The organism is Burkholderia sp. BCC0398, from assembly GCF_902833245.1.
Classification (GTDB): Bacteria; Pseudomonadota; Gammaproteobacteria; order Burkholderiales; family Burkholderiaceae; genus Burkholderia; species Burkholderia sola.
In genome coordinates this window covers 225031-244646 of record NZ_CADFEM010000010.1, presented here as the reverse complement: position 1 = coordinate 244646, position 19616 = coordinate 225031, and the positions used below count along the sequence as shown (strand labels likewise).

Annotated in this window: 19 protein-coding genes and 1 pseudogene; 13 read left to right on the top strand and 7 right to left on the bottom strand. The window is 67.0% G+C overall.

What is annotated here, in order from left to right; all coding sequences use genetic code 11:
• The first annotated feature begins 256 nt into the window (after positions 1 to 256).
• Positions 257 to 1075: a GNAT family N-acetyltransferase gene (locus HWX76_RS22835; protein ID WP_050012214.1), complete on the top strand. Its 819-nt coding sequence runs from the start codon at positions 257 to 259 to the stop codon at positions 1073 to 1075.
• 121 nt (positions 1076 to 1196) lie between these two features.
• Here HWX76_RS22835 and HWX76_RS22830 read toward each other — a convergent pair whose 3' ends face one another.
• Both HWX76_RS22830 and HWX76_RS22825 read right to left on the bottom strand, forming a co-directional pair.
• Complete coding sequence (locus tag HWX76_RS22830; RefSeq protein ID WP_176016372.1) at positions 1197 to 2549, bottom strand: DUF3999 domain-containing protein; 1353 nt, start codon at positions 2547 to 2549, stop codon at positions 1197 to 1199.
• The gene (locus tag HWX76_RS22825) at positions 2546 to 5932 is read right to left on the bottom strand and encodes a DUF2339 domain-containing protein (RefSeq protein ID WP_050012216.1); all 3387 of its coding nucleotides are present in this window, start codon (positions 5930 to 5932) and stop codon (positions 2546 to 2548) included. The genes HWX76_RS22830 and HWX76_RS22825 overlap by 4 nt, the downstream gene beginning before the upstream one ends.
• Here HWX76_RS22825 and HWX76_RS36735 point away from each other — a divergent pair.
• From HWX76_RS36735 to HWX76_RS22780, 9 genes and pseudogenes are all read left to right on the top strand, one after another.
• A complete protein-coding gene (locus HWX76_RS36735; RefSeq protein ID WP_124654743.1) occupies positions 5901 to 6227 on the top strand; it encodes a hypothetical protein in 327 nt (108 codons plus the stop codon). The two genes, HWX76_RS22825 and HWX76_RS36735, sit on opposite strands and share 32 nt — an antisense overlap.
• A gap of 188 nt (positions 6228 to 6415) precedes the next feature.
• Positions 6416 to 7707, top strand: a pseudogene (locus HWX76_RS22815) (glycine betaine/L-proline ABC transporter ATP-binding protein); the annotation flags it as partial.
• Positions 7700 to 8596, top strand: coding sequence for a choline ABC transporter permease subunit (gene choW, locus HWX76_RS22810; protein WP_021163994.1), 897 nt, complete (start codon positions 7700 to 7702; stop codon positions 8594 to 8596). The pseudogene HWX76_RS22815 and the gene choW, both read left to right, overlap by 8 nt.
• 108 nt (positions 8597 to 8704) lie before the next feature.
• Entirely contained in the window at positions 8705 to 9703 is a 999-nt protein-coding gene (locus tag HWX76_RS22805; RefSeq protein WP_050012219.1) for a GlxA family transcriptional regulator, read from the top strand.
• Between the two features lie 103 nt (positions 9704 to 9806).
• Complete coding sequence (locus HWX76_RS22800; protein ID WP_050012220.1) at positions 9807 to 10754, top strand: choline ABC transporter substrate-binding protein; 948 nt, start codon at positions 9807 to 9809, stop codon at positions 10752 to 10754.
• Between the two features lie 294 nt (positions 10755 to 11048).
• A complete protein-coding gene (locus HWX76_RS22795; RefSeq protein ID WP_176016371.1) occupies positions 11049 to 11675 on the top strand; it encodes a trimeric intracellular cation channel family protein in 627 nt (208 codons plus the stop codon).
• A gap of 375 nt (positions 11676 to 12050) precedes the next feature.
• Positions 12051 to 12602, top strand: coding sequence for a PAAR domain-containing protein (locus tag HWX76_RS22790; RefSeq protein WP_080334163.1), 552 nt, complete (start codon positions 12051 to 12053; stop codon positions 12600 to 12602).
• 28 nt (positions 12603 to 12630) lie between these two features.
• Positions 12631 to 13251, top strand: coding sequence for a M35 family metallo-endopeptidase (locus HWX76_RS22785; protein ID WP_235356158.1), 621 nt, complete (start codon positions 12631 to 12633; stop codon positions 13249 to 13251).
• Positions 13211 to 13663, top strand: coding sequence for an OmpA family protein (locus HWX76_RS22780; protein ID WP_176016370.1), 453 nt, complete (start codon positions 13211 to 13213; stop codon positions 13661 to 13663). Before HWX76_RS22785 ends, HWX76_RS22780 begins: the two co-directional genes overlap by 41 nt.
• Positions 13664 to 13724: 61 nt before the next feature.
• Here HWX76_RS22780 and HWX76_RS22775 read toward each other — a convergent pair whose 3' ends face one another.
• Positions 13725 to 14150: a PACE efflux transporter gene (locus HWX76_RS22775; protein ID WP_124638485.1), complete on the bottom strand. Its 426-nt coding sequence runs from the start codon at positions 14148 to 14150 to the stop codon at positions 13725 to 13727.
• Positions 14151 to 14297: 147 nt separating this feature from the next.
• Between HWX76_RS22775 and HWX76_RS22770 the strand changes: the two genes are divergently transcribed.
• Positions 14298 to 15242 carry a LysR substrate-binding domain-containing protein gene (locus HWX76_RS22770; RefSeq protein ID WP_176016369.1) on the top strand — a complete coding sequence of 315 codons (945 nt, stop codon included), beginning with the start codon at positions 14298 to 14300 and terminating at the stop codon, positions 15240 to 15242.
• Here the strand turns inward: HWX76_RS22770 and HWX76_RS22765 are convergent.
• From HWX76_RS22765 to HWX76_RS22755, 3 genes are all read right to left on the bottom strand, one after another.
• Positions 15229 to 16383, bottom strand: coding sequence for an exo-alpha-sialidase (locus HWX76_RS22765; RefSeq protein WP_176016368.1), 1155 nt, complete (start codon positions 16381 to 16383; stop codon positions 15229 to 15231). The genes HWX76_RS22770 and HWX76_RS22765 overlap by 14 nt on opposite strands.
• 75 nt (positions 16384 to 16458) lie before the next feature.
• Complete coding sequence (locus HWX76_RS22760) at positions 16459 to 16728, bottom strand: MoaD/ThiS family protein (RefSeq protein WP_050012225.1); 270 nt, start codon at positions 16726 to 16728, stop codon at positions 16459 to 16461.
• A gap of 95 nt (positions 16729 to 16823) precedes the next feature.
• The gene (locus HWX76_RS22755; protein WP_050012226.1) at positions 16824 to 17513 is read right to left on the bottom strand and encodes an aspartyl/asparaginyl beta-hydroxylase domain-containing protein; all 690 of its coding nucleotides are present in this window, start codon (positions 17511 to 17513) and stop codon (positions 16824 to 16826) included.
• 209 nt (positions 17514 to 17722) lie between these two features.
• Here HWX76_RS22755 and HWX76_RS22750 point away from each other — a divergent pair, with 209 nt between their 5' ends.
• Both HWX76_RS22750 and HWX76_RS22745 read left to right on the top strand, forming a co-directional pair.
• Positions 17723 to 18067, top strand: coding sequence for a DUF4148 domain-containing protein (locus HWX76_RS22750; protein ID WP_089489666.1), 345 nt, complete (start codon positions 17723 to 17725; stop codon positions 18065 to 18067).
• A 71-nt stretch (positions 18068 to 18138) separates the two neighbouring features.
• Positions 18139 to 18414: a DUF4148 domain-containing protein gene (locus HWX76_RS22745; RefSeq protein ID WP_124631785.1), complete on the top strand. Its 276-nt coding sequence runs from the start codon at positions 18139 to 18141 to the stop codon at positions 18412 to 18414.
• Positions 18415 to 18630: 216 nt separating this feature from the next.
• Here the strand turns inward: HWX76_RS22745 and denD are convergent, their stop codons facing one another.
• Positions 18631 to 19602, bottom strand: coding sequence for a D-erythronate dehydrogenase (gene denD / locus HWX76_RS22740; protein ID WP_124631786.1), 972 nt, complete (start codon positions 19600 to 19602; stop codon positions 18631 to 18633).
• Positions 19603 to 19616 lie beyond the last annotated feature (14 nt).

Below are 19616 nucleotides of genomic sequence, written 5' to 3'. Positions count from 1 at the left end.
CAGCGAGTCTGGAGCGTGGGGCGGTACGTGTCAACGCGCGTGCGCGCCGGGCGTCGATTTCAACGCTTGGTGCGTTGCTTGCGCGAGCAACGATCGGCGCTTCGATGCGTTCGCGCATGACGTCCGCACAGCTTCGAAACGCACCGTACTCGCCGTGTCCACCAGCCGCGTTACCCCGGATTTTTACGACATTTTTTCTTGCGACGGCGACCGGCGCGCTCCTAGACTTCGGGCATCTTCACCACGGAGCATGGCCATGTCGATACCCTGGAACGCGATCGCCGAACGCACCCCTGCCGCGCCGCCTTCCGCGTGCGCCGATCGGGTGATCGTCCGGCGTTTCGATCCGGCAATCGACAGCTATGCGCAACTCACGCCGATGCTGCATCGTGCGTTCGCGCGGCTCGGTGCGATGGGGCTCAACTGCACGTGCGTCGATCAGGACGAAGACGTCACGCGCCGTCGCGCGGAAGCGGGCGAGTGTTATGTCGCCGTATGCGGCGGGCGTGTCGTCGGCACGGCCACGCTGTATGCGACCGATCCGTCGTCGGCCTGCTCGCTGTATCGGCGCGAAGGCGTCGCGAGCGTGCGCCAGGTGGCGGTGGACCCGACTTGCCAGAGTCGCGGGATCGGCGCGTTGCTGCTGTCGTTCGCCGAGCAGTGGGCCGCGTTGCGCGGCTATGCGTTGCTCGCGCTGGATACGCCGCATCCGGCTTCGCACCTGCTGGCGTTCTACGGCGCGCAGGGCTTCGAGGTGGTCGACGTGATGCGCTTTGCCGGCAAGCGCTACGACAGCGCGATCCTGTGCAAGCGGCCCGTTGCACGTGCCGCGCGGCGCGTGTCGCCGGCGTCGCGGCTGGCGGCGCGTGTGGCGGCCGTGCGGTGGATCATGCATGCGTGGGCGCCGCGCGTCGTCGCGACGGGCCGGCGCGAGTCGGGCCTGCGTCGCGGCGGAGGTTTCGCGGCGCGCCGCGCGGCCGGGGCGGCCAGTTGCCGGTCGTCGCCGTGGCGACCGCGTCAGCACGGCCGCTTCGTGGCCAGAGAGCGGCGGGCGGGTTCCGATTCGCGCCGCTGACGCGTCGCATCGCCTTCACGTAAAGACGGGCGCGGGCACTCGATGAATCGGTGCGACCGCGCATGGCGATGGCCCAAGGAACCGGCCGGCGCGTCAAGCGGCTCGCAAATGCGTGTGGACGTCACTCGTCGCGGCTGCGCGTGTCGCCGCCGCCTTTCGCGACGCGCCACGCGATCGCGCCGAGCACGCCGACCGCAACGATCAGCGCGCCCCACAGCACGTAGCGACGCCCGGCGTCCGCATCGGCGGCTGCCGCCGGCGCGACCGCCGACACGGGTAGCGCCGCGCCGACGCGGGCCGGCCGTATTTCGGGCGCCATACCGACCAGCAGCGCGTCGCGGCTCACGGCCGACGACATGAGCGATGCATCGCCCACGCCGAGCGTAAATGGCGGCGTGCCGCGCGCGACGAAGATCAGCGCGGCCGGATGCCAGCCGATCGCGACCGCTGGCCGGCCGCCGCCGAGCCCGCCGTTGCGCATGTCGACGACGATCCGCCACGCGCGATCCGTATTCGCCGCGAACTCGAACGGTGGATTGCGCTGCTCGCCGCCCTTGCCCTGCAGCCGGAACAGCACCGCGGCCGCGACGTCGCGCCACGGCGCCTGCGCATCGGCGCGGCTTTGCAGCGTCGCGCGCGCGACGGTGTTCGGCTGCGGCAGGTCGATGCGCACGCGGTCGACCGGATACGCGCCGTCGGTGTCGAACAGATACTCGCCCGGCGCAGCGCCGGCGCGTATCCGTACGGCGTCGCGCCACTGGCGCGGCACGGACGCCGTGTCGGCGCCGCGTGCGTCGCGCGGATGCGTGTCGGCGTCGATCGACGCGATCGCCGGCGCGCCGTCGAGCCAGTCCAGCCGCAGGTAGCGCGGCGTCGCACCGTCGAGTGCGATGCGCTCCTGCACCAGCAGGTCGTTGCCGCGGCCGACTTTCAGCAACTGCGTGCTGCCGAGCGGCCGCCAGTTGCGCAGGTCGTCGCTGGCTTCGACGGACACGCGCCCCTGGTAGCTGTCGTCGTTCACGTGCACGAGCAGCGCATCGATGCTGCCGTCGGTATGCGACAGGTCGACGACGTCTGCGCCGTGCCGAGTGCGCGAAGGGGGGGCGACGGCCGCGCGCAGCGCGCCGTCCGGGCCGACCGTCACGCCGAGCGGCGCGTTGCCGTTCTCGGCGCGCGCGGGCGGCAGCGGGAACCAGTGCACCGGCGTGCGCGACGGCGGCACGGCGGGCGCGGCCGGCGCGTCGAGCGAATACGGCACCGGCTCGCCCGCGCCGTTGAAGATCCGCACGTCGCCGAGATCGTCGCGCCGGCTCGCCGCATACACAGGCTGCGGCACGGTGAGCTGGTAATACGCGGCGCTGCCGTCGAGGTCGAGCGCGAAGCGCTGCGTGACGCGCCCGGCGTTCGATGCGCCGTCGGCCGCCGCGAACGACGCGAGCAGGCTCAGCCCGAGCAGGGCGGCGAGTCGTTTCATGGCTGGCCGTCCTGTTGCGCGGCGGCCTTCGGCGGCAGCGGCGAGAAATAGCCGATCAACAGCAGCAGCACGCCGATGCCGATGAACGACACGATGCGCTCGATGCCGGTGACGTGCGACAGGTCGAACAGGAACAGCTTGACGACCGTCAGCGCGAGCAGCGCGGCGCCGACGAACCACAGCGGGCGCAGCCCGCGGCGCGTGGCCCAGATCGTGATCGCGAGCGCGCAGACCGTCCAGTACACGGACACCGATGCCTGCACGAGCGTCGATTCGGCCATCGCGCCGAATGCGTACGGCACGCCGGCCCAGTGATGCAGCGTGCGCAGCAGGATCGCGTTCAGCCACAGGAAGCCGGTCGCGCCGGCCGCACTGAGCAGCTCGACGCGATACGCGCCGAACGACCAGCCGAGCTTGCGCGCGCGCACGAACCACGACGCGGCGAGCGCATAGACGACCGCGAGCACGAGATCGAGCGGGTTGAACAGCGGCACGCGCGCCCAGCTTCCGCCGTCCTGCGTGAAGTTCGCGTAGAAGGTCCACGCCCACATCACGACGATCAGCGGCAGCGACGCGAGCGCGCAGAGGCGGGCGATGCCGTCGCGGCGCGTGAGCCACATCCCGGCGAATGCGAACAGGCTCCAGCCGACCATGAACACCTGCTGGATGCCGAACGACGACAGCACGGTGTCGACGTCGTAGCCGAAGTGGAAGCGGTGATGCAGCGTGCGTAGCATCAGCGCGTTGAACCACAGGAACACGGTCGCGATCGCGAGATAGTCGACGACGCGCGGATGCCACGCGATGCCGAGCGTCTTGAGGCGACGTAGCCACGCGGCGAAGGCGACGAACACGAGACCTTGCGCGATGTCGAGCGGATTGAGCAGCGGCAGCCAGAAGAGCGGCGCTGCGTCGCCGTCGCTGACCGTGCTGGCGAGGCTCCACAGCCACAGCAGCGCGGCGAGCGGCGCCGCACCCCACACCTGGTATGCGCGCGGGAACGCCGCGACCGGCCAGCGCAGCCGGGAGCCGGGGCCCGACACGAGCAGGAGCAGCGTGCCGAAGCCGTACGCCCATGCGCTCCAGCTCCATGCGCCTTCCGGGACGAACGCGCGCAGGCGCCAGAAACCTTCGAGCGACAGCAGCCCGCACACGGTCCAGAACGTCAGCGTATGCAGCGGCGCGAGGATGCGCGTTGCAACGGACGGCGTCGCGCCGTTCGCGGCAGCGGCGCCGGTCGTGCCGCGCGACTGGCGCCACAGCAGCCCAAGCCCCGCGCCGACGGCCACCGGCCACGCGAACGCGCCCATGCCCGACAGTGGCGCTTCGTGCGCATCGAACGCGCGCAGCGCGAGCAGCGCCAGCACCGGCGTGAGCGCGAGTGCGGGCCATTCGGCGAGCGGCCACGCGAGCCGGCGGCGTGCGACGTGCGCGAGCCACGCGGTACCGGCCGCGAACAGCGCGGTCGTATCGACGACGAAGCGATCGGCATGCAGATCGACGTGACGGCTCGCATGGACGAGGATCTCGTGCAGCCCGCCGCTGACCCACCACAGCAGCCCCCACGCGGCAGCCGCGACGCCGATCTCGGGCATCCACGCGTGCCATGCGCGCGCTTCGCCGCGCCCGTGCAGCCACCAGCCGGTGAACAGGCCGGCGAGCGCGATCAGCAGCATCGCGATGGTCGGGCCGTTGAGCACGGGCAGCGCGGTCGCGTCGGCCGGACTCAGCAGGCTCGTGAAGAACGCGCCGGCCGCGGCGACCTGCATCAGCAGCCCGAAGCCGAACGCGAGCAGGCGTTTCTGGCGCACGCCGAGCCATACGACGGCCGCGCCTTCGATGGCCCACGCGGCGCTGGTCGTCGGCCCCGAGAACGCGAGCGGCACCGCGAGCGTCGCGAAGATGACCGCGAGCGCGAGCATCGATTCGAACAGCAGCCCGAGGCGGTCGCGGCGCCGCGCGAGCCATGCGGCGATCGCGACGTAGAACGCCGACAGCGCGACCGCACTCCACGCGAGCGCGAACGGCATGCCTTTCACGAGCGCCGCCTGCAGCGCGGTCGCGACGATCGGCGTGCCGAACACGAGCGTGCCGTCCACGTAGTGTCGCAGCGCGAGTTCGCGTTTCACCGCATACAGCAGCGCGATGCCGACGTACATCAGGAAGAACAGGATCAGGAACGGCTCGGTGCTCGCGAACAGCGCGGGGCGATAGGCGGTCACGCCCCACGCGGAGCCGATCGTGAACGTGAACACGAAGCCGAGCAGGTTCAGCGGGCGCCAGGCCTTGAACCACGCGATCGCGAAGATGCCCGCGTTCAGCAGTGCGTAATAGCTGAACAGCGCGACGTGGTTGCCCTGGCCGGTCGACAGCAGGATCGGCGCGAGAAAGCCGCCCGCACTGCCCATGAACGCGAGCGGCAGCGCGTTCTGCCGCACCGCGAGGAACGCGCTCAGCGCGCAGACCGCGACCATCAGCGGGAACGCGGCGCCGATGGGCAGTAGTGCGTAAAGCTTGGTCGCGGCGAAGATGGTCAGGTACAGGATGCCGACGCCGCCGCCTTGCAGCACGAGGCCGTATGCGGCGCGGCGCGGCCGCACGCGCCAGCCGATCGCGAGCAGCGCGGCCGCGGCGAGCGCCGTGCCCGCGAGGCGGAATTCGATCGGCAGCATCGCGTTGTCGGCCGCGTACTTGAGCAGGAACGCGACGCCGAAGAACAGTACGATGATCCCGACACGCACGACCGTGTTGCCGCCGAGCAGCCAGTCGCGCGCGGCGCCGAACGCGCGTTCGGCGAGGCCGGGTTCGCGCGGCGCGGGCGGTTGCGGTGGGGCAGGGCGGATCGGGGTGGCTTGTGCGGTGGCTGCGGCGTGAGCGTTAGCGTGAGCGGACGCAGCCGAGGTGCGTGCTGCGGTGGCCGGTGCGGGCGGTGTCGCGGGCGTCGTCGTCGAAATGGATGCCGGTGTGTCGGCGCGCACGGCGACAGGTTGTTGCGCGGGCGGTGTCGGGAAGTGTCCCGGCAGCGGCGCGGACGCAGCGTCGGCCGAAGCCGTTTGCGCGATGCCGCCGGAGGTCGCCCCACCGGCCTTCGCGCCCGCCAGTTGAGCGCGCAGCGCGTCGAGTTCGCGTGTGAGTGTGTCGACGGTTGCTTCGAGGCGCGCGACACGCTCGGCGAGCGGTAACGGAGTAGGCGACGTCGTCGCGGCGATCGCGAATGCGTCGGGTGCGGCGCGCGGCTTCTGCAGCTTGCGTTGCCGCAGCGCGTGTCCAAGCCAGAACCCGCCGGCGGCCCCCAGCAGCGAGCCGCTCGCGGCAGAGAAATCCCCGATCAACGCGGCGATGCCGCCCACGATGAAGCCGATTACGGCGAATGCCCAGTTCAACGCCTTGCTCCCTCTCACTATCGTTATCGTCCTTCGATCGCGGATCACACCGGATCGAGGCAGTTTCAGCACGGCCGGCAGGCGAACCGGCATGCGCGCGCCGTGCGGCCGGGCCCTCGTGCGCAAGGCCCGCGGCAACGTCGCGATCGGCGTGTTTGCGGGAATGTATCACAGCGCGCATGCTCCTATTTCCGGGGTTGGCGCGGTATCGCGGCGTGCGCCGTCCGGTGTCGCCATCCGGCTTTTTGCACGGTCATGCTTTTTACTGACGCATGCGGTGGTCGCTTTCGTCTGAATAGATCGACGCCGGAACGGACGTCAACTTGTCGCAAAGCGACGCGTGCCCGATACGGTCTGGCGCAAAACCTCATGCGCCATTCGCCGCGCTGCTGCGCACAAGTCCGGCGGGGGATGCCCGTCATTGCTGGCCGTGCGCGTATTGCGCCGCCGCAATCGGCGGCGCGGCCCGCCGGGCGGGGCTGGCGGGTGTGTCGTATTTGCGCAAGCGTTTGTCGTAATTCGTCGGCAGGCCGGGGTTTTTTCTGGCAACTATGTAGGCACGCTATGACAAGCGCGAGTCCCCGCTACACGAGGAGAAGGTTTCGATGGATGCCCCCAAGGTTGTGGTCGAAGGTCTGTGCAAGGTATTTGGAAGTAACCCGCAGCAGGCGCTCGACATGCTCGCCGCCGGCGCGACGAAGGACGATGTGCTCAAGCGCACCGGCCAGGTCGTCGGCGTGCACAACGTCTCCTTCGATGTGCAGGAAGGCGAAATTTTCGTGCTGATGGGCCTGTCCGGCTCCGGCAAGTCCACGCTGATCCGCCTCGTGAACCGGCTGGTCGATCCGAGCGCCGGCAAGGTGCTGATCGACGGGCTCGACGTCGCGTCGGCGCGCCGCTCGGCGCTGACCGCGCTGCGCCGCAAGGACATGAGCATGGTGTTCCAGTCGTTCGCGCTGATGCCGCATCGCACCGTCGTGTCGAATGCCGCGTTCGGGCTCGAAGTGGGCGGCATGGGCAAGAAGGAGCGCGAGCGCCGGGCGATGGAAGTGCTCGAGCAAGTGGGTCTCGCGCCGTTCTCGCACAAGCTGCCGTCCGAGCTGTCGGGCGGCATGCAGCAGCGCGTCGGCCTCGCCCGCGCGCTGGCCGTGAACCCGTCGCTGATGATCATGGACGAGGCGTTCTCCGCGCTCGATCCGCTCAAGCGCCGCGAAATGCAGGACGTGCTGCTGCAACTGCAGAAGGAGCAGCGCCGCACGATCATGTTCGTGTCGCACGATCTCGAGGAAGCGCTGCGCATCGGCAACCGCATCGCGATCATGGAAGGCGGCCGCCTCGTGCAGGTCGGCACGCCGCAGGACATCATCGCGAACCCGGCCGACGATTACGTGCGCGCGTTCTTCGACGGCATCGACACGAGCCGCTATCTGACGGCGGGCGACCTGATGCAGACGGGCGCCGTGCCGACCATGTCGAAGTGCGATGCCGCGAACGTCGCCGCTTCGCTGAACGGCAGCGCCGACTACGCGTTCGTACTCGATGCCGCACGCAAGATTCGCGGCTTCGTCACGCGCGAGGCGCTCGGTCAGGACACGCCGTCCGTGCGGCCGATCGAAAGCATCCGGCGCGATGCGTCGCTCGAACATGTCGTCGCGCGCGTGGTCGCGAGCCCGAATGCACTGCCTGTCGTCGACGACGACGGCTGCTACTGCGGCTCGGTCGATCGTGCGCTCATCCTGAAGGCCATCACGCGTTCGCGAGGTTCCCATGTCTGAAATGATTCCGCTCGGTACCTGGGTCGACCAGTCCGTTCACTACCTGCTCGACCACGACGCGAAGACGTTCGACGCGATCGGTCAAGCGATCGAGGGGCTCGCGGCATTCGTCGAGCATGGCCTGCAGGCGATCCCGATGTGGCTGATGATGGCGATCTTCATCGGCGTCGGGCTGTGGCGGGTGGGCTGGCGCTTCGCGCTGTTCACCACCGCATCGCTGCTGCTGATCTTCGCGACCGGCTTCTGGGACCAGACGGTCATCACGCTCGGCCTCACGCTGTCGTCGACGATCATCAGCCTCGTGCTCGGCATCCCGCTCGGCATCTGGGCCGCGAAGAGCAAGTGGGTCGCCGCGATCGTTCGCCCGATCCTCGACCTGATGCAGACGATGCCGGCCTTCGTCTACCTGATTCCGGCCGCGATGCTGTTCGGTCTCGGCCGCGTGCCGGGGATCCTGTCGACGGTGATCTTCGCGATGCCGCCCGCGGTGCGTCTCACGAGCCTCGGCATCCGCCACGTGAACCGCGAGATCGTCGAAGCCGGCCAGGCGTTCGGCTGCACGCCGTGGCAACTGCTGTACAAGGTGCAGTTCCCGAACGCGCTGCCGTCGATCATGCAGGGCGTGAACCAGACGATCATGATGGCGCTGTCGATGGTGATCATCGCGTCGATGGTCGGCGCCGGCGGCCTCGGCAACGACGTGCTCGCGAGTATCCAGCGTCTCGACATCGGCCTCGGCTTCGAAAGCGGCCTGTCGGTCGTGCTGCTCGCGATCATTCTCGACCGCATCACCGAGAGCTTCGGTCGCGCGCCGGGCACCGTGAAGGCGCCGCTGTTCTCGGGCCTCAAGCAGCTCTTTCGCGTGAAGGCTTCGCCCGCGCAGGCCTGATCTTCGGCGGCCGGACCACGCTCCTGCCGCTCACCCTGAATGGATAACGGCTCCCGCGGCTTCGGCCGCGGGGCTGGCCCTCTACAACCTCCTCGCCAGGAGACCGATGTGACGTCCGCCGTCGCTGTCGCGCCCGCCGCCTGCGTTTCACCGGTTTCGTCCCTCGCCCATTTCGGCTTCCTCACGCTGCCGAACTTCTCGATGATCGCGTTCTCGAGCGCGGTCGAAGTGCTTCGGATGGCGAACTACGTCGGGCGGGCGGATCACTACAAGTGGTCGATCTACTCGCTCGACGGCGCGCCCGCGCATGCCAGCAACGGCATCGCGGTGCGGCCCACGCAGGCGCTCGACTACGACAACCTGCCCGACGTGATGATCGTGTGCGGCGGCATCCGCATCCGCGACGTGGTCGACGCGGGCGCGCGCGATACGCTCGCGGCGCTCGCCGAACGCGGGCTGCCGCTCGGCGGCATCTGCACGGGCGCGTACGCGCTGATGTCGAGCGGCCTGCTCGACGGCTATCGCTGCACCGTGCACTGGGAGAACCTGTCCGCGCTGCATTCCGAATTTCCGCAGGTGGGCTTCGCCGACGAGCTGTTCGTCGTCGATCGCGACCGGCTGACCTGCACGGGCGGCACCGCGCCGCTCGACCTGATGCTGAACCTCGTCGGCATGCGGTTCGGCCAGCAGCTCGCCGCGCAGGTCTCCGAGCAGTTCATCCTGGAGCGCATCCGCAGTTCGACCGATACGCAGCCGATTCCGGTCGACGCGCGCGTCGGCTTCTCGCGCGCGGAGCTGATCGAGGTCGTGCGGCTGATGGAGGCGAACATCGAGGAGCCGCTGTCGCTCGAGGAACTCGCGCGGCTCGTGCGGCTGTCGCAGCGGCATCTGCAGCGCATGTTCAAGGTGTACCTGAACGTATCGCCGACCCACTATTACCTGACGCTGCGCCTGAAACGCGCACGCGACCTGCTGCGCACGACCGACGCATCGATCGCGCGCGTGACGACGGTCTGCGGCTTTCATTCGCCGTGTCATTTCAGCAAGGCATACCGCGCGCAGTTCGGCCATGCGCCGAGCTACGAGCGCCGGCTGCCGGGGCGCTGAACGGGGCAATCATTCGGTCCGCGACGTCGCCGGGATCGCGGCGCGCGGCTTCAATAAACGATCCCGGATTCAAGCAAACGACATCACTTTGAGGAGAAGCAAGATGAAGCGCCTATTGATCGCAGCGGTGTGCGGGATCGGGATGACCGCACCGATGTCGGCCGTCTATGCGGCCGATCCGCCCGTGTGCAAGAACGTGCGCTTCGCCGATGTCGGCTGGTCCGACATCGCGGCGACCACGGGCCTCGCATCGACGATGCTGCAGGGGCTCGGCTACAACCCGACGAAGACGATCGCGTCGGTGCCGATCACGTTCGCGGGGATCAAGAGCAAGCAGATCGACGTGTTCCTCGGCTACTGGTCGCCGACGATGGACCCGATCATCCAGCCGTTCACGAAGGCCGGCACGATCAAGGTGCTCGCGACGCCGAACCTGACCGGCGCGAAATACACGCTCGCGGTGCCCGACTACGTGTACCAGGGCGGCCTGAAGTCGTTCGCGGACATCCAGAAATACGCGGACAAGCTCAACGGCAAGATCTACGGGATCGAGCCCGGCAACGATGGCAACGCGCTGATCAAGAAGATGATCGACGGCAACCAGTTCGGCCTCGGCAAGTTCAAGCTGGTCGAGTCGAGCGAGGCCGGGATGCTGGTCGAGGTGAATCGCGCGATCCGCGACAAGCAGTGGATCGTGTTCCTCGGCTGGGAGCCGCATCCGATGAACGTGCAGATGAAGATCGACTACCTGACCGGCGGCGACGACGTGTTCGGCCCGAACTACGGCGAAGCGAAGGTGCTGACGGCGACGCCGCCCGACTACGCGCAGCGCTGCCCGAACGTCGCGAAGTTCGTGTCGAACCTGCAGTTCACGACGGCGATCGAGAACCACGTGATGGTGCCGATCATGAACAAGCAGGACCCGAACAAGGCTGCCGCCGCGTGGCTGAAGGCGAACCCGGACGCACTCGACAAGTGGCTGGCCGGCGTGACGACGATCGACGGCAAGCCGGGCCTGCCGGCAGTGAAGGCGTATCTCGGCGCGCATTGAGCATGACGCGTCGGGCTTTGCGGCTGCGGCCCGAAGCCTGACGTGAATGTTGAGCCGGGGTAAGCGGGGTGACCTGCTTGCGCCGGTTTCTTGCTACGTACTTCGTGCTCGCGCCGACGGCGGGCGGGCGATGCGCTAGACTGCTCGATCCCCGATCGAGGAGACGGCCATGGCCCGCAACCCGCTGGATGCATCCGGACGGCAACACGCAGCCGGCACGTGGCCGAATCACGCGACCGCTTCGGTCGACGCAGGCTGCAACCGGACCGTCCGGTGCTTCGACCATTCATTCGCATGAGGCGCATCGAGCAAGTCGTGCTGGCCGCCGATCTCGCGGGCACGGGGGTGTTCGCGATCGAGGGCGCCAATGCGGCGATCGGCGCCGGCCTCGACCTGTTCGGGGTGATGGTGCTGTCGCTCGTCGTCGCGCTCGGTGGCGGCGTGATTCGCGACCTGCTGATCGGCGCGCGGCCGCCGAGCGCCGTGAGCGACTGGCGTTATCCGGCGCTCGCGTTCGCCGCCGGGCTGTTCGCCTTCGTGTTTCATGCGCGGGTCGCGTCGTTTTCGCCGTCGCTGCTCACGACGCTCGATGCGGCCGGCCTCGCATTGTTCGCGGTCGCCGGCGCGGTGAAGGCGCTCGAATTCCGTGTCCACCCGTTCATTGCAACGCTGATGGGCGCCGTGACCGGCTGCGGCGGCGGCGTCGTGCGCGATCTGCTGCTCGCGCGGATACCGGTCGTGCTGGTCACCGACATCTATGCGAGCGCAGCGTTGCTCGGCGCGGTCGTCGTTGTGTTGTGCCGGCGACTCGGTTGCCCGTCGGTCGTCGCGGCCGTGCTCGGCGGCGTCGCATGCTTTGCGTTGCGGATGGCGGCGGTGCGGTTCGGCTGGCAGTTGCCGAAAATTGCCGGCGGGGCGTAGGCCTCCGGCTCACGACCCCCTCGTCGCCGCCGGCACGTCGAACACGCCTTTTTCTCGTGTTCAGGGCTATTCGTGTGCTGGATCGTGCTCTGTTCGAACGATCCAGAATTTGAGTAATAGAAGTACATAAAAGTTAGTTATACGAATTTCGAACTCGTATGATTGAAAGCTGCTTCCGGATCGTGCATTTTGGTGGGAGTCAATTGCATCAATTTCACGAAGGAGAATTCGGATGCAGCACAAGCAGAGAATACTTGCGTATTCATCGACTGTCGTCGGCTCATCTGCCCAGCGCGGCGGGCGGGGCAACGAGACCGTCAACTGCCAGACGGTCGTAGTGCCTGCAATCGCATGCGTTGAACGGGAGGATGGCGCATGATCCGCTACTTCCTCGCCGAAGGTGACCGAGGCGGCAGTGCGACGATCACGGAAGGCCTGCCGACCGTCACTTGTTCCAACCCGCCGCCGCGCGTGCATATCGCTACGCTCGGCATGAAAACCTACTGTACTGCTTGCGGGAAGAACGGATTTATCGCGCCGAAAGGGCCGCGATGGCCCGGAACCGGGCCGAACGGCAAACCCTGGGCGTTGAGCGGTGACGTCAACGTTTGTGGATGCAATCCGCCGCCCGTCTTTTATGCCGAGCGTGGCATGAAGATGATATTCACGACCGAGCAAGCAGCTGCATTGACTGAACCGATCCGAAATCACCCTGAATCAGCGTTCGCGGCCAACGACGAGCAATATGTCTTGTGTGATGAGCGAAGCGGTAGGCCGCTTGTACATGTTCAGTACCGCATATACACAACTTCGGGGCGGGTCTTCAGCGGTGTCACGGATTTCGAAGGAAACACCCAGCGTGTAGCCACACGTGGCGCCGAAAAACTGAGGCTCGAGATCATGGAGAATGATGACAATGCCCTGTAACGAATACGTTTGCGTTCACGATTCTGCCGTGACGAACACCGTGCAGGGTTCGAAGCTTAAGGTATTCCTGACACTCAACGGTCCGCCAATCTGCCCGGCCATGACCGACGCGGAATTCAGAAAGCTGATGATGCAACTACGCGATGAGGGCGCCGACTTGGTGAAGGAGCGGCTTGAGAGATTGGCCGAGTGGTCGCCAGAAGAGCGTAGGCGTGTCTGGACGTGGTTCGGCGCGAGCGACCACGAGATTCGCCACCGTCTTGTCACGGGGTTGACGGCCACCCTTGCAGTTATGCGGTCGCTAGGTCCGGCGAACTTTCTGAGAGCTCACCCCGATCTGGATCGATCGCTTGGATGCTTGCCGACCAACAAAAATGTTGGCACTGTTGCGCACGTATGTGGTCCAGACACTGCAACGCGCACAATCAGCATCCACGAAGAATTTTGCACGATTCGTGACAGAAGCCGGGCAGCGACTTCCAAGTTGTCGACAATCATCCACGAGTGTACTCACTTCACAGATACGTTCGGAGCCGGCGATCCAAAGTATGGAATCACACGCTTTCTGCCCGAGTGGGGCCAAAATAACCCAGATATGGCTATTAAAAATGCAGACAGCATTTCGGCATATGTTATCTGGCTTGATTAGCGGCGTAGTCTTATTGTTTGTGACTGGACCTTTGTATGCTTGCGACAGTGTCGAGAGCTTGCCAGGACAAAATTTCGATCTTATGTTCGCGCAGAATTCTGCAGCGGTGAGTGTGGAGCAAGCGAAGAGACTGGAAGCCTGGGTATCGAAAATGCTGTCGCAGTTTCCTGTTCGAGAAGGTGTAGCCGTGAGTGGTGTAGCCGAGTCTGCAGAAATCGAACCCGATGAACTGTCTGTCAGAAGAGCCGAGTCCGCTCAACGGTTGTTGATGCATTTCGGGCTGAAACAGGAGCGCTACGCTGTTCACAGTTATGTCTATCAACGCATGAGTATTCAGGACAATGAGAACGCAAAACGTGCGGAGATAACATTGCTCCCCGGCTGTTCCGACCACTGTTGTATCAATAGGTAATGCATTTCGTGGCGCGACGGCGCATATCCAGGTCTTTTCCTTGCAATATGAGCCGCGTCGCTCATTTCCCCTTCGTCGCCGCCGGCACGTCGAACACGCGATCGAACGCCCACTGGAACACGAACGCGTAGCAGAAGAAGAACGCGAACAGCGCGATATCGACGACGAACGCATCGAACCATGAGATGTCGAGCCACCACGACACGACCGGCACGAGGATGAAGATCAGCCCGCCCTCGAATCCGGTCGCGTGGAGGATCCGCCGCCCGAGCGTACGCGCCGGCTGCCGGCGCGATGCTTCCCAGCGCTCGAACAGCGCATTGAAGAGCATGTTCCACAGCATCGCGATCGCCGACATCGTCGCCGACAGCGCGCCCGAGTAGACGAGGTCCTGCTTGAAGATCGCCGCGATCGCGGGCGAGATGCAGGAAATGGCGATCGCTTCGTAGAGCACCGCCTGCGTGATCCTGCGCGATAGGCCTTGCACGGGGTTCCTCCGGTTCGACGGCAACCGCCGCGGCGACGTGCCGCGACGTTCCGGAAGGCTAGCCGCGTTGCGCAGCCGCTTCAATTCACCTAATCTCACCCGGATTGAATCGAATTCAACCCGGCCGCATCCGGCCCGCGAGGCCCCGTGTTCTCGAAAATTCCCCTGACCGCATTGCGTGTGTTCGAATCGTCGGCGCGGCTCGGCACGTTCAAGGCCGCCGCGGAAGAACTGTCCGTGACGCCGGCCGCCGTGTCGCACCAGATCAAGTCGCTCGAAAGCCGCGTCGGCGTGCTGCTGTTCGAGCGCGGCGCGGGCGGCGTGCGGCTGACGGAGGAAGGCGAGCAACTGTTTCGTGCGAGTCACGATGCGTTGCTGGCACTGAGCCGCGGGCTCGACGCGCTGCGTCCGGACGCGGCCGATGCGCGCCCGCTCGTGCTGACCACCACGCCCGCGTTTGCGGCGATGTGGCTGATTCCGCGGCTCGGTGCGTTTCGCCGCGTCGATCCGCACCTGCACATCAAGGTCGAAACGGGGAACACGCTCGTCGATCTCGAACGCGATGCACGCGTCGATCTCGCGATTCGCGCGACGTCGCGCAGGTTTCCCGCACTGCACGAGATTGCGTTGATCGACGAGTATTTCGGCGCGTATGCGGCCGCCGGGTTCGACGCGCATCGCGCCGACGCGCCGCTCGACCTGATCGAAACCGTGTGGGATACGCCGCTACCGGTGTCGGTCGACTGGGCGTCGTGGTGTTGTGCGGCGGGCCGCGAAGCATGGCTCGAACGCGCGGTGTTTCGCCATTACGACGACGAGCATTACGCACTGCAGGCCGTGCTGCACGGGCAGGGTATCGCGCTGCTCAGCTCGGTGCTGGCCGCCGAGCATGTCGAGCGCGGCGCGTTGATGCCGATCGAGCCCACGGTGCGGCTCGACGGTGCGCGCTTCGTCGCACTGTGCCGGCCGGGGCGCGAGCGCGAGCCGCAGGTCAGGCGGTTTCTCGACTGGCTCGAAGCGGAAATCGCAACGACGCGCGAGGCGGTGGCTCGGATGGCGCCGGATGATGCTCGCGCCGCTACCCGAACCTGACGCAATACACCGGCGGCAAATGCGCCGATACCTGTTGCCAGTGCTCGCCGCCATCATCGGACGTCCATAACCCGCCGGTCGTCGACGCCATCGCGAGGCGCGTGCCGGAATCGTCCACCGCGAGCCCGTGCCGATACACGAGGTCGTACGCTGGTGCGGCCGGCAACCCGTTCGACAGGCTCTCGAAACTGCGGCCGCCGTCGCGCGTCCGCGTGACGACGAACCGGCCGTTCACCGGAATCCGGCACGCGTCCTTCACGGCCGGCACGAACCACGCGGTATCCGGTTCGTGCGGATGCACGGCCACCGCGAAACCGAAGCTCGACGGCTGCGCTTCGATCCGCCGCCAGTGTTCGCCGCCGTCGGTCGAGCGGAAGATCGCGCAGTGATGCTGCGTCCACAGCACATCCGGGTTGGCCGCGCATTGCACGACGCGGTGCGGATCCTGCATGTTCGGCTCGCCGCGCCGCTCGGGCGGCATGTAGTCGGCTTCCATGCCTTCGGCGGTCACGCGCCACGTCGCGCCGCCGTCCGCGGTTTGCCAGACGCCGCCGCACGAGATGCCGACGATGACGTGCCGGCTGTCGCGCGGATCGACCATCACCGAATGGATGCCCGGCTCGTCGTACCCGCCGCCGCCCCATTCGGCGCGTTCGGGGCGATCCCACAGCGGGCGGTTGAGTGCCCACGAATCGCCATGGTCGTCGGAGCGGAACAGGCCGCCGGGAATCGTGCCGGCCCACAGCACGCCGGGTTCGTCCGTGCCACCGGTTTCGAGCGACCAGATTTGCTGAAGCGTCCACGTTGGCTGCGGCGACCCGGCAGCGGCGGCTTCATCGTCGGAATCGCCGCTGCCTGCGTGCGGATCGGCACGGGTAGGCGACGCGTCGGCGGGCTGCGGCGGATAAACCGGGGCTGCACATTCCTCCCAATCGCCGGCGCCTGCGCGCAGCCGATGCAGTTTCACGCCGAAATGGCCGAGATTGAGCGCCGCATACAGCGTGCCGTCGCGCGGGTCGGCAAGCGCCATGCTGACGGGCTCGCCGATGAAATGCGGTTCGCCGGGCGTCCAGCCGTCATGACCGTCCGGTTGCAAGACGAACAGGCCCTTGCGGGTGGCGACGAGCAGTCGATCGTTCATGTCGGATGTCTCCGGATGGTCAGCCTTGGTGCGACGGCGCTTGGTATCGGGGAATGCGCCCGTGCATCCGTCCCTTTATCCGCCGGTCAGCGCCTGCACGACATACACGCGGCTGGCGGCACCGAGCGCATCGGACAGGTATTGCCGGTCGCGGATCGGCTGGCCGTCGATGAATACCGACAGGTGCTTTCGCAGCGCGCCCTGGTCGTCGACGATGTAGCCGCGCAGCCGCGGCTGCTCGCTGAAAATGGTGTCGAATGCTTCGCCGACCGTATGCGCGTCGATGTCGCGCTCGGGCGTGTCGACGTGCCGCTGGATCGACGCGGCGAAGAAGAGGTGCGCCATGGCGGTAGCTGGCAGGAGCCGCACGAAGGGACGGCTTGTAGTTTAGGCGATCCGGCGGACGCCGAAAGGCGGAATGGCGCTGCCATGCGTGGCGGCTAAACCGGAATCGACCGCCCCCTGATCCGGATCCCGAGCCGCACGACGCCGATCACCGCATTCGACAGCCACATGAGCCAGCGCGGCATCCCGCGCCGGCGGATATCGAGCAGCAGCACGATCCGCACCGCGTCGCTGTCGTTCCACACCTCATGCGTGAACGTGTCGTCCCACAGCAGGAAGCGGCCTTCGTCGAGCCGGTATTCGCGCCCGTCGACCTTCAGCACGGCGGCCGGCGTGCCGTCCGCGCGGGTCGGCATCGACAGCACGAGATACCCGCGCAGGATGCCGCGAAACGGCCCGCGATGCGGCGGGATGTGCTTGCCGGGCGCGAGGAACGACAGCGACGCGGACAGCACGTCCGGCGACGCCGCGACGAGCGACGCGACGGTCGGGCAGCGCGACAGGTTGCGTGCAAACGGTTGGCCGTACGCCTGCATGATGAACATGCGCCAGTCGCGCGCGTCGTTGGCCGAGATGTCGTACTGCTCGCGCATGATTTCGTGAAAGCGCGGGATGCGCGGCATGTCGCGTGCGACGTCGAGCGCCTCCGCACGGATCGAGGGCCACGCGCGCACGAAGCGCTCGGCATCCGGGAACGCGGCCGCGTCGAGCACCGCGCCGCTGTCGATATGGCGGTCGTACAGCCTGCGCAGCAGGGCGGCTGCATGGTCGTAAGCGGCGGACATGGTCGATCGAGGGGCGGTCCGGATGAAGTGGTGGTCAGTCTGCCCGAAGCACGACGGGCACTGCGTTACGTCAGGTTACGCCGGCTGACGAATGAATGACAGTTTCATGAATGTTGGGTCGGCGCGAATGGAAAGCCGGGAATAAACCGCGCCTCTCCGTCGTCATACGGGTGTAGCACATCGTTTCGTTGACTGATGAAGGAGTGAACATGAACACGCACTGGCTGGTGGCCGCCACGGTAGCGGCGATTTCTCTCGCAGGTGTCGCGACGCAAGCGTCGGCACAGGCGCTCACGCGCGAACAGGTCCGGCAGGAACTCGTCGACGCGGAAAACAACGGGCTGCGCTTCGTGACCGATACGTCGTATCCGGACGTGAGCCCGCTGTTCCAGCACCAGGCCGATCGGATGCCGCAGCGGCAGGCGAGCACGGCGGTCGGCGGCGATCCGGCCATGTCGTCCGAAGCGGGCAAGCCGGCGACGATGTCGCCGCGTCGAAGCGTCGCCGCATGCGTCGGCCCCGCGAGTTTCTGCACGATCTATTTCGGAAGCTGATCCACCCGCCTGCATCCGCAGGTCACGCCTGTCCCGTGGTTGATCGATACGTCACATTGAAGGAGTCCATGATGAAAACATATATCGCACTACTGATGATGATCGGAGCGATCGTCGGTCAGTCGGCATTCGCGCAATCGGCCGCGCCGCTGACGCGTGCGCAGGTTCGCGACGAACTGATCCGCGTCGAAGCGGCCGGGTACGACCCGGCGAAGGGCGAGGACAGCGCGTATCCGGCCGATATCCAGGCCGCGGAAGCGAAGCTCGTGGAGCAGGACCGCGCGCGGCTGGCGGTGTCGGCCACGCGGGAGGCCGGACCCGGCATGCCGGCGCAGGTCGCCAACTAGGTGCCGGCATGTACCCGTGTTGCGCGAGACCGTCGGCGTCGCGGCGGAACGCGGCACGTGCGCAGCGTGTCGTGCGGAGACGAATCGTGGAGAGGGGTGTGCGGTGTCGACGCGGCGCCGATGCGCCTTTCATGCAGGCGGGCGGGGATGCAACGCGCGTCGTTGCGCGTCGGGGAATCGGTCAGGCCGCGTCGATGCGGCCCGACCCGGCGTCAATCAGCGCCGTTCGTCCGCGATATGACTGCGGATCACGTCCGCGAACGACGTGTCGCCCTTCAGCCCGAGCGCTTCCGCGCGCGACGTATCCCAACGGCCCGGCCAGCTCCCGACGATCTTCTCGACGCGTTCGTCGGGCACATGGCGGATCAGCTTCACGACCTCGTCGCCCGCGACGTCGCGCAGCGCCGCGATCATCTCGTCGACCGACACCGACAGCCCCGGCAGGTTGATCACGCGCTTGGTGCCGAGCGTCGCGCCGTCGATCTCGCACCCGGCGACCAGCGCTTCGATCGCGCCGCGCGGCGACAGCAGCCACAGCCGCGTCGAGCCGGGCACCGGGCACACGCTTTCCTCGCCATTCAGCGGCTCGCGGATGATGCCGCTCGCGAACGACGACGCGGCCGCGTTCGGGCGGCCGGGCCGCACGCTGATGGTCGGCAGCCGCAGCACGCGGCCGTCGACGAAGCCGCGTCGTGCGTAGTCGCACAGCAGCAGTTCTGCGATCGCCTTCTCGGCGCCGTACGACGATTGCGGATTCAGTGCGGTGTCGTCCCGCACGACGTCGGGCAGCGCGCCGCCGTACACCGCGACGGAGCTCGTGAACACGACGCGCGGCTGGTGGCCGCGTGCGCGGCACACCTCGAGCAGCGTGCGCGATGCGTCGAGGTTGATCCGCATGCCGAGATCGAAATCGGCTTCGGCCTGCCCGCTGACGATCGCCGCGAGGTGGAAGATTGCGCCCGTCCGCGTGTCGATCGCGCTTTCGAGCACCGCGCGATCGGCGATGTCGCCGACGATCGACGTCACGCGCGCATCGCCGAAATCGCTGCCCTGGACGACGTCGAGCAGCACCAGTTCGTCGATCTTCTCGATGCGACCGTCGGGGCCGGTGAGGTCGCCGCGCTCGAGCAGCTTGCGTGCGAGACGCTGGCCGAGAAAGCCGGCGCCGCCGGTGATCAGTACTTTCATGTTCTTGACCCTCT

Coding starts and splice junctions, on each gene's coding strand:
- HWX76_RS22835 (WP_050012214.1), top strand. CDS start 257: ATGTCGATACCCTGGAACGCGATCGCCGAACGCACCCCTGCCGCGCCG.
- HWX76_RS22830 (WP_176016372.1), bottom strand. CDS start 2,549: ATGAAACGACTCGCCGCCCTGCTCGGGCTGAGCCTGCTCGCGTCGTTC.
- HWX76_RS36735 (WP_124654743.1), top strand. CDS start 5,901: ATGAAGCCGATTACGGCGAATGCCCAGTTCAACGCCTTGCTCCCTCTC.
- choW (WP_021163994.1), top strand. CDS start 7,700: ATGTCTGAAATGATTCCGCTCGGTACCTGGGTCGACCAGTCCGTTCAC.
- HWX76_RS22800 (WP_050012220.1), top strand. CDS start 9,807: ATGAAGCGCCTATTGATCGCAGCGGTGTGCGGGATCGGGATGACCGCA.
- HWX76_RS22795 (WP_176016371.1), top strand. CDS start 11,049: ATGAGGCGCATCGAGCAAGTCGTGCTGGCCGCCGATCTCGCGGGCACG.
- HWX76_RS22790 (WP_080334163.1), top strand. CDS start 12,051: ATGATCCGCTACTTCCTCGCCGAAGGTGACCGAGGCGGCAGTGCGACG.
- HWX76_RS22780 (WP_176016370.1), top strand. CDS start 13,211: ATGCAGACAGCATTTCGGCATATGTTATCTGGCTTGATTAGCGGCGTA.
- HWX76_RS22765 (WP_176016368.1), bottom strand. CDS start 16,383: ATGAACGATCGACTGCTCGTCGCCACCCGCAAGGGCCTGTTCGTCTTG.
- HWX76_RS22760 (WP_050012225.1), bottom strand. CDS start 16,728: ATGGCGCACCTCTTCTTCGCCGCGTCGATCCAGCGGCACGTCGACACG.
- HWX76_RS22755 (WP_050012226.1), bottom strand. CDS start 17,513: ATGTCCGCCGCTTACGACCATGCAGCCGCCCTGCTGCGCAGGCTGTAC.
- HWX76_RS22750 (WP_089489666.1), top strand. CDS start 17,723: ATGAACACGCACTGGCTGGTGGCCGCCACGGTAGCGGCGATTTCTCTC.
- HWX76_RS22745 (WP_124631785.1), top strand. CDS start 18,139: ATGAAAACATATATCGCACTACTGATGATGATCGGAGCGATCGTCGGT.
- denD (WP_124631786.1), bottom strand. CDS start 19,602: ATGAAAGTACTGATCACCGGCGGCGCCGGCTTTCTCGGCCAGCGTCTC.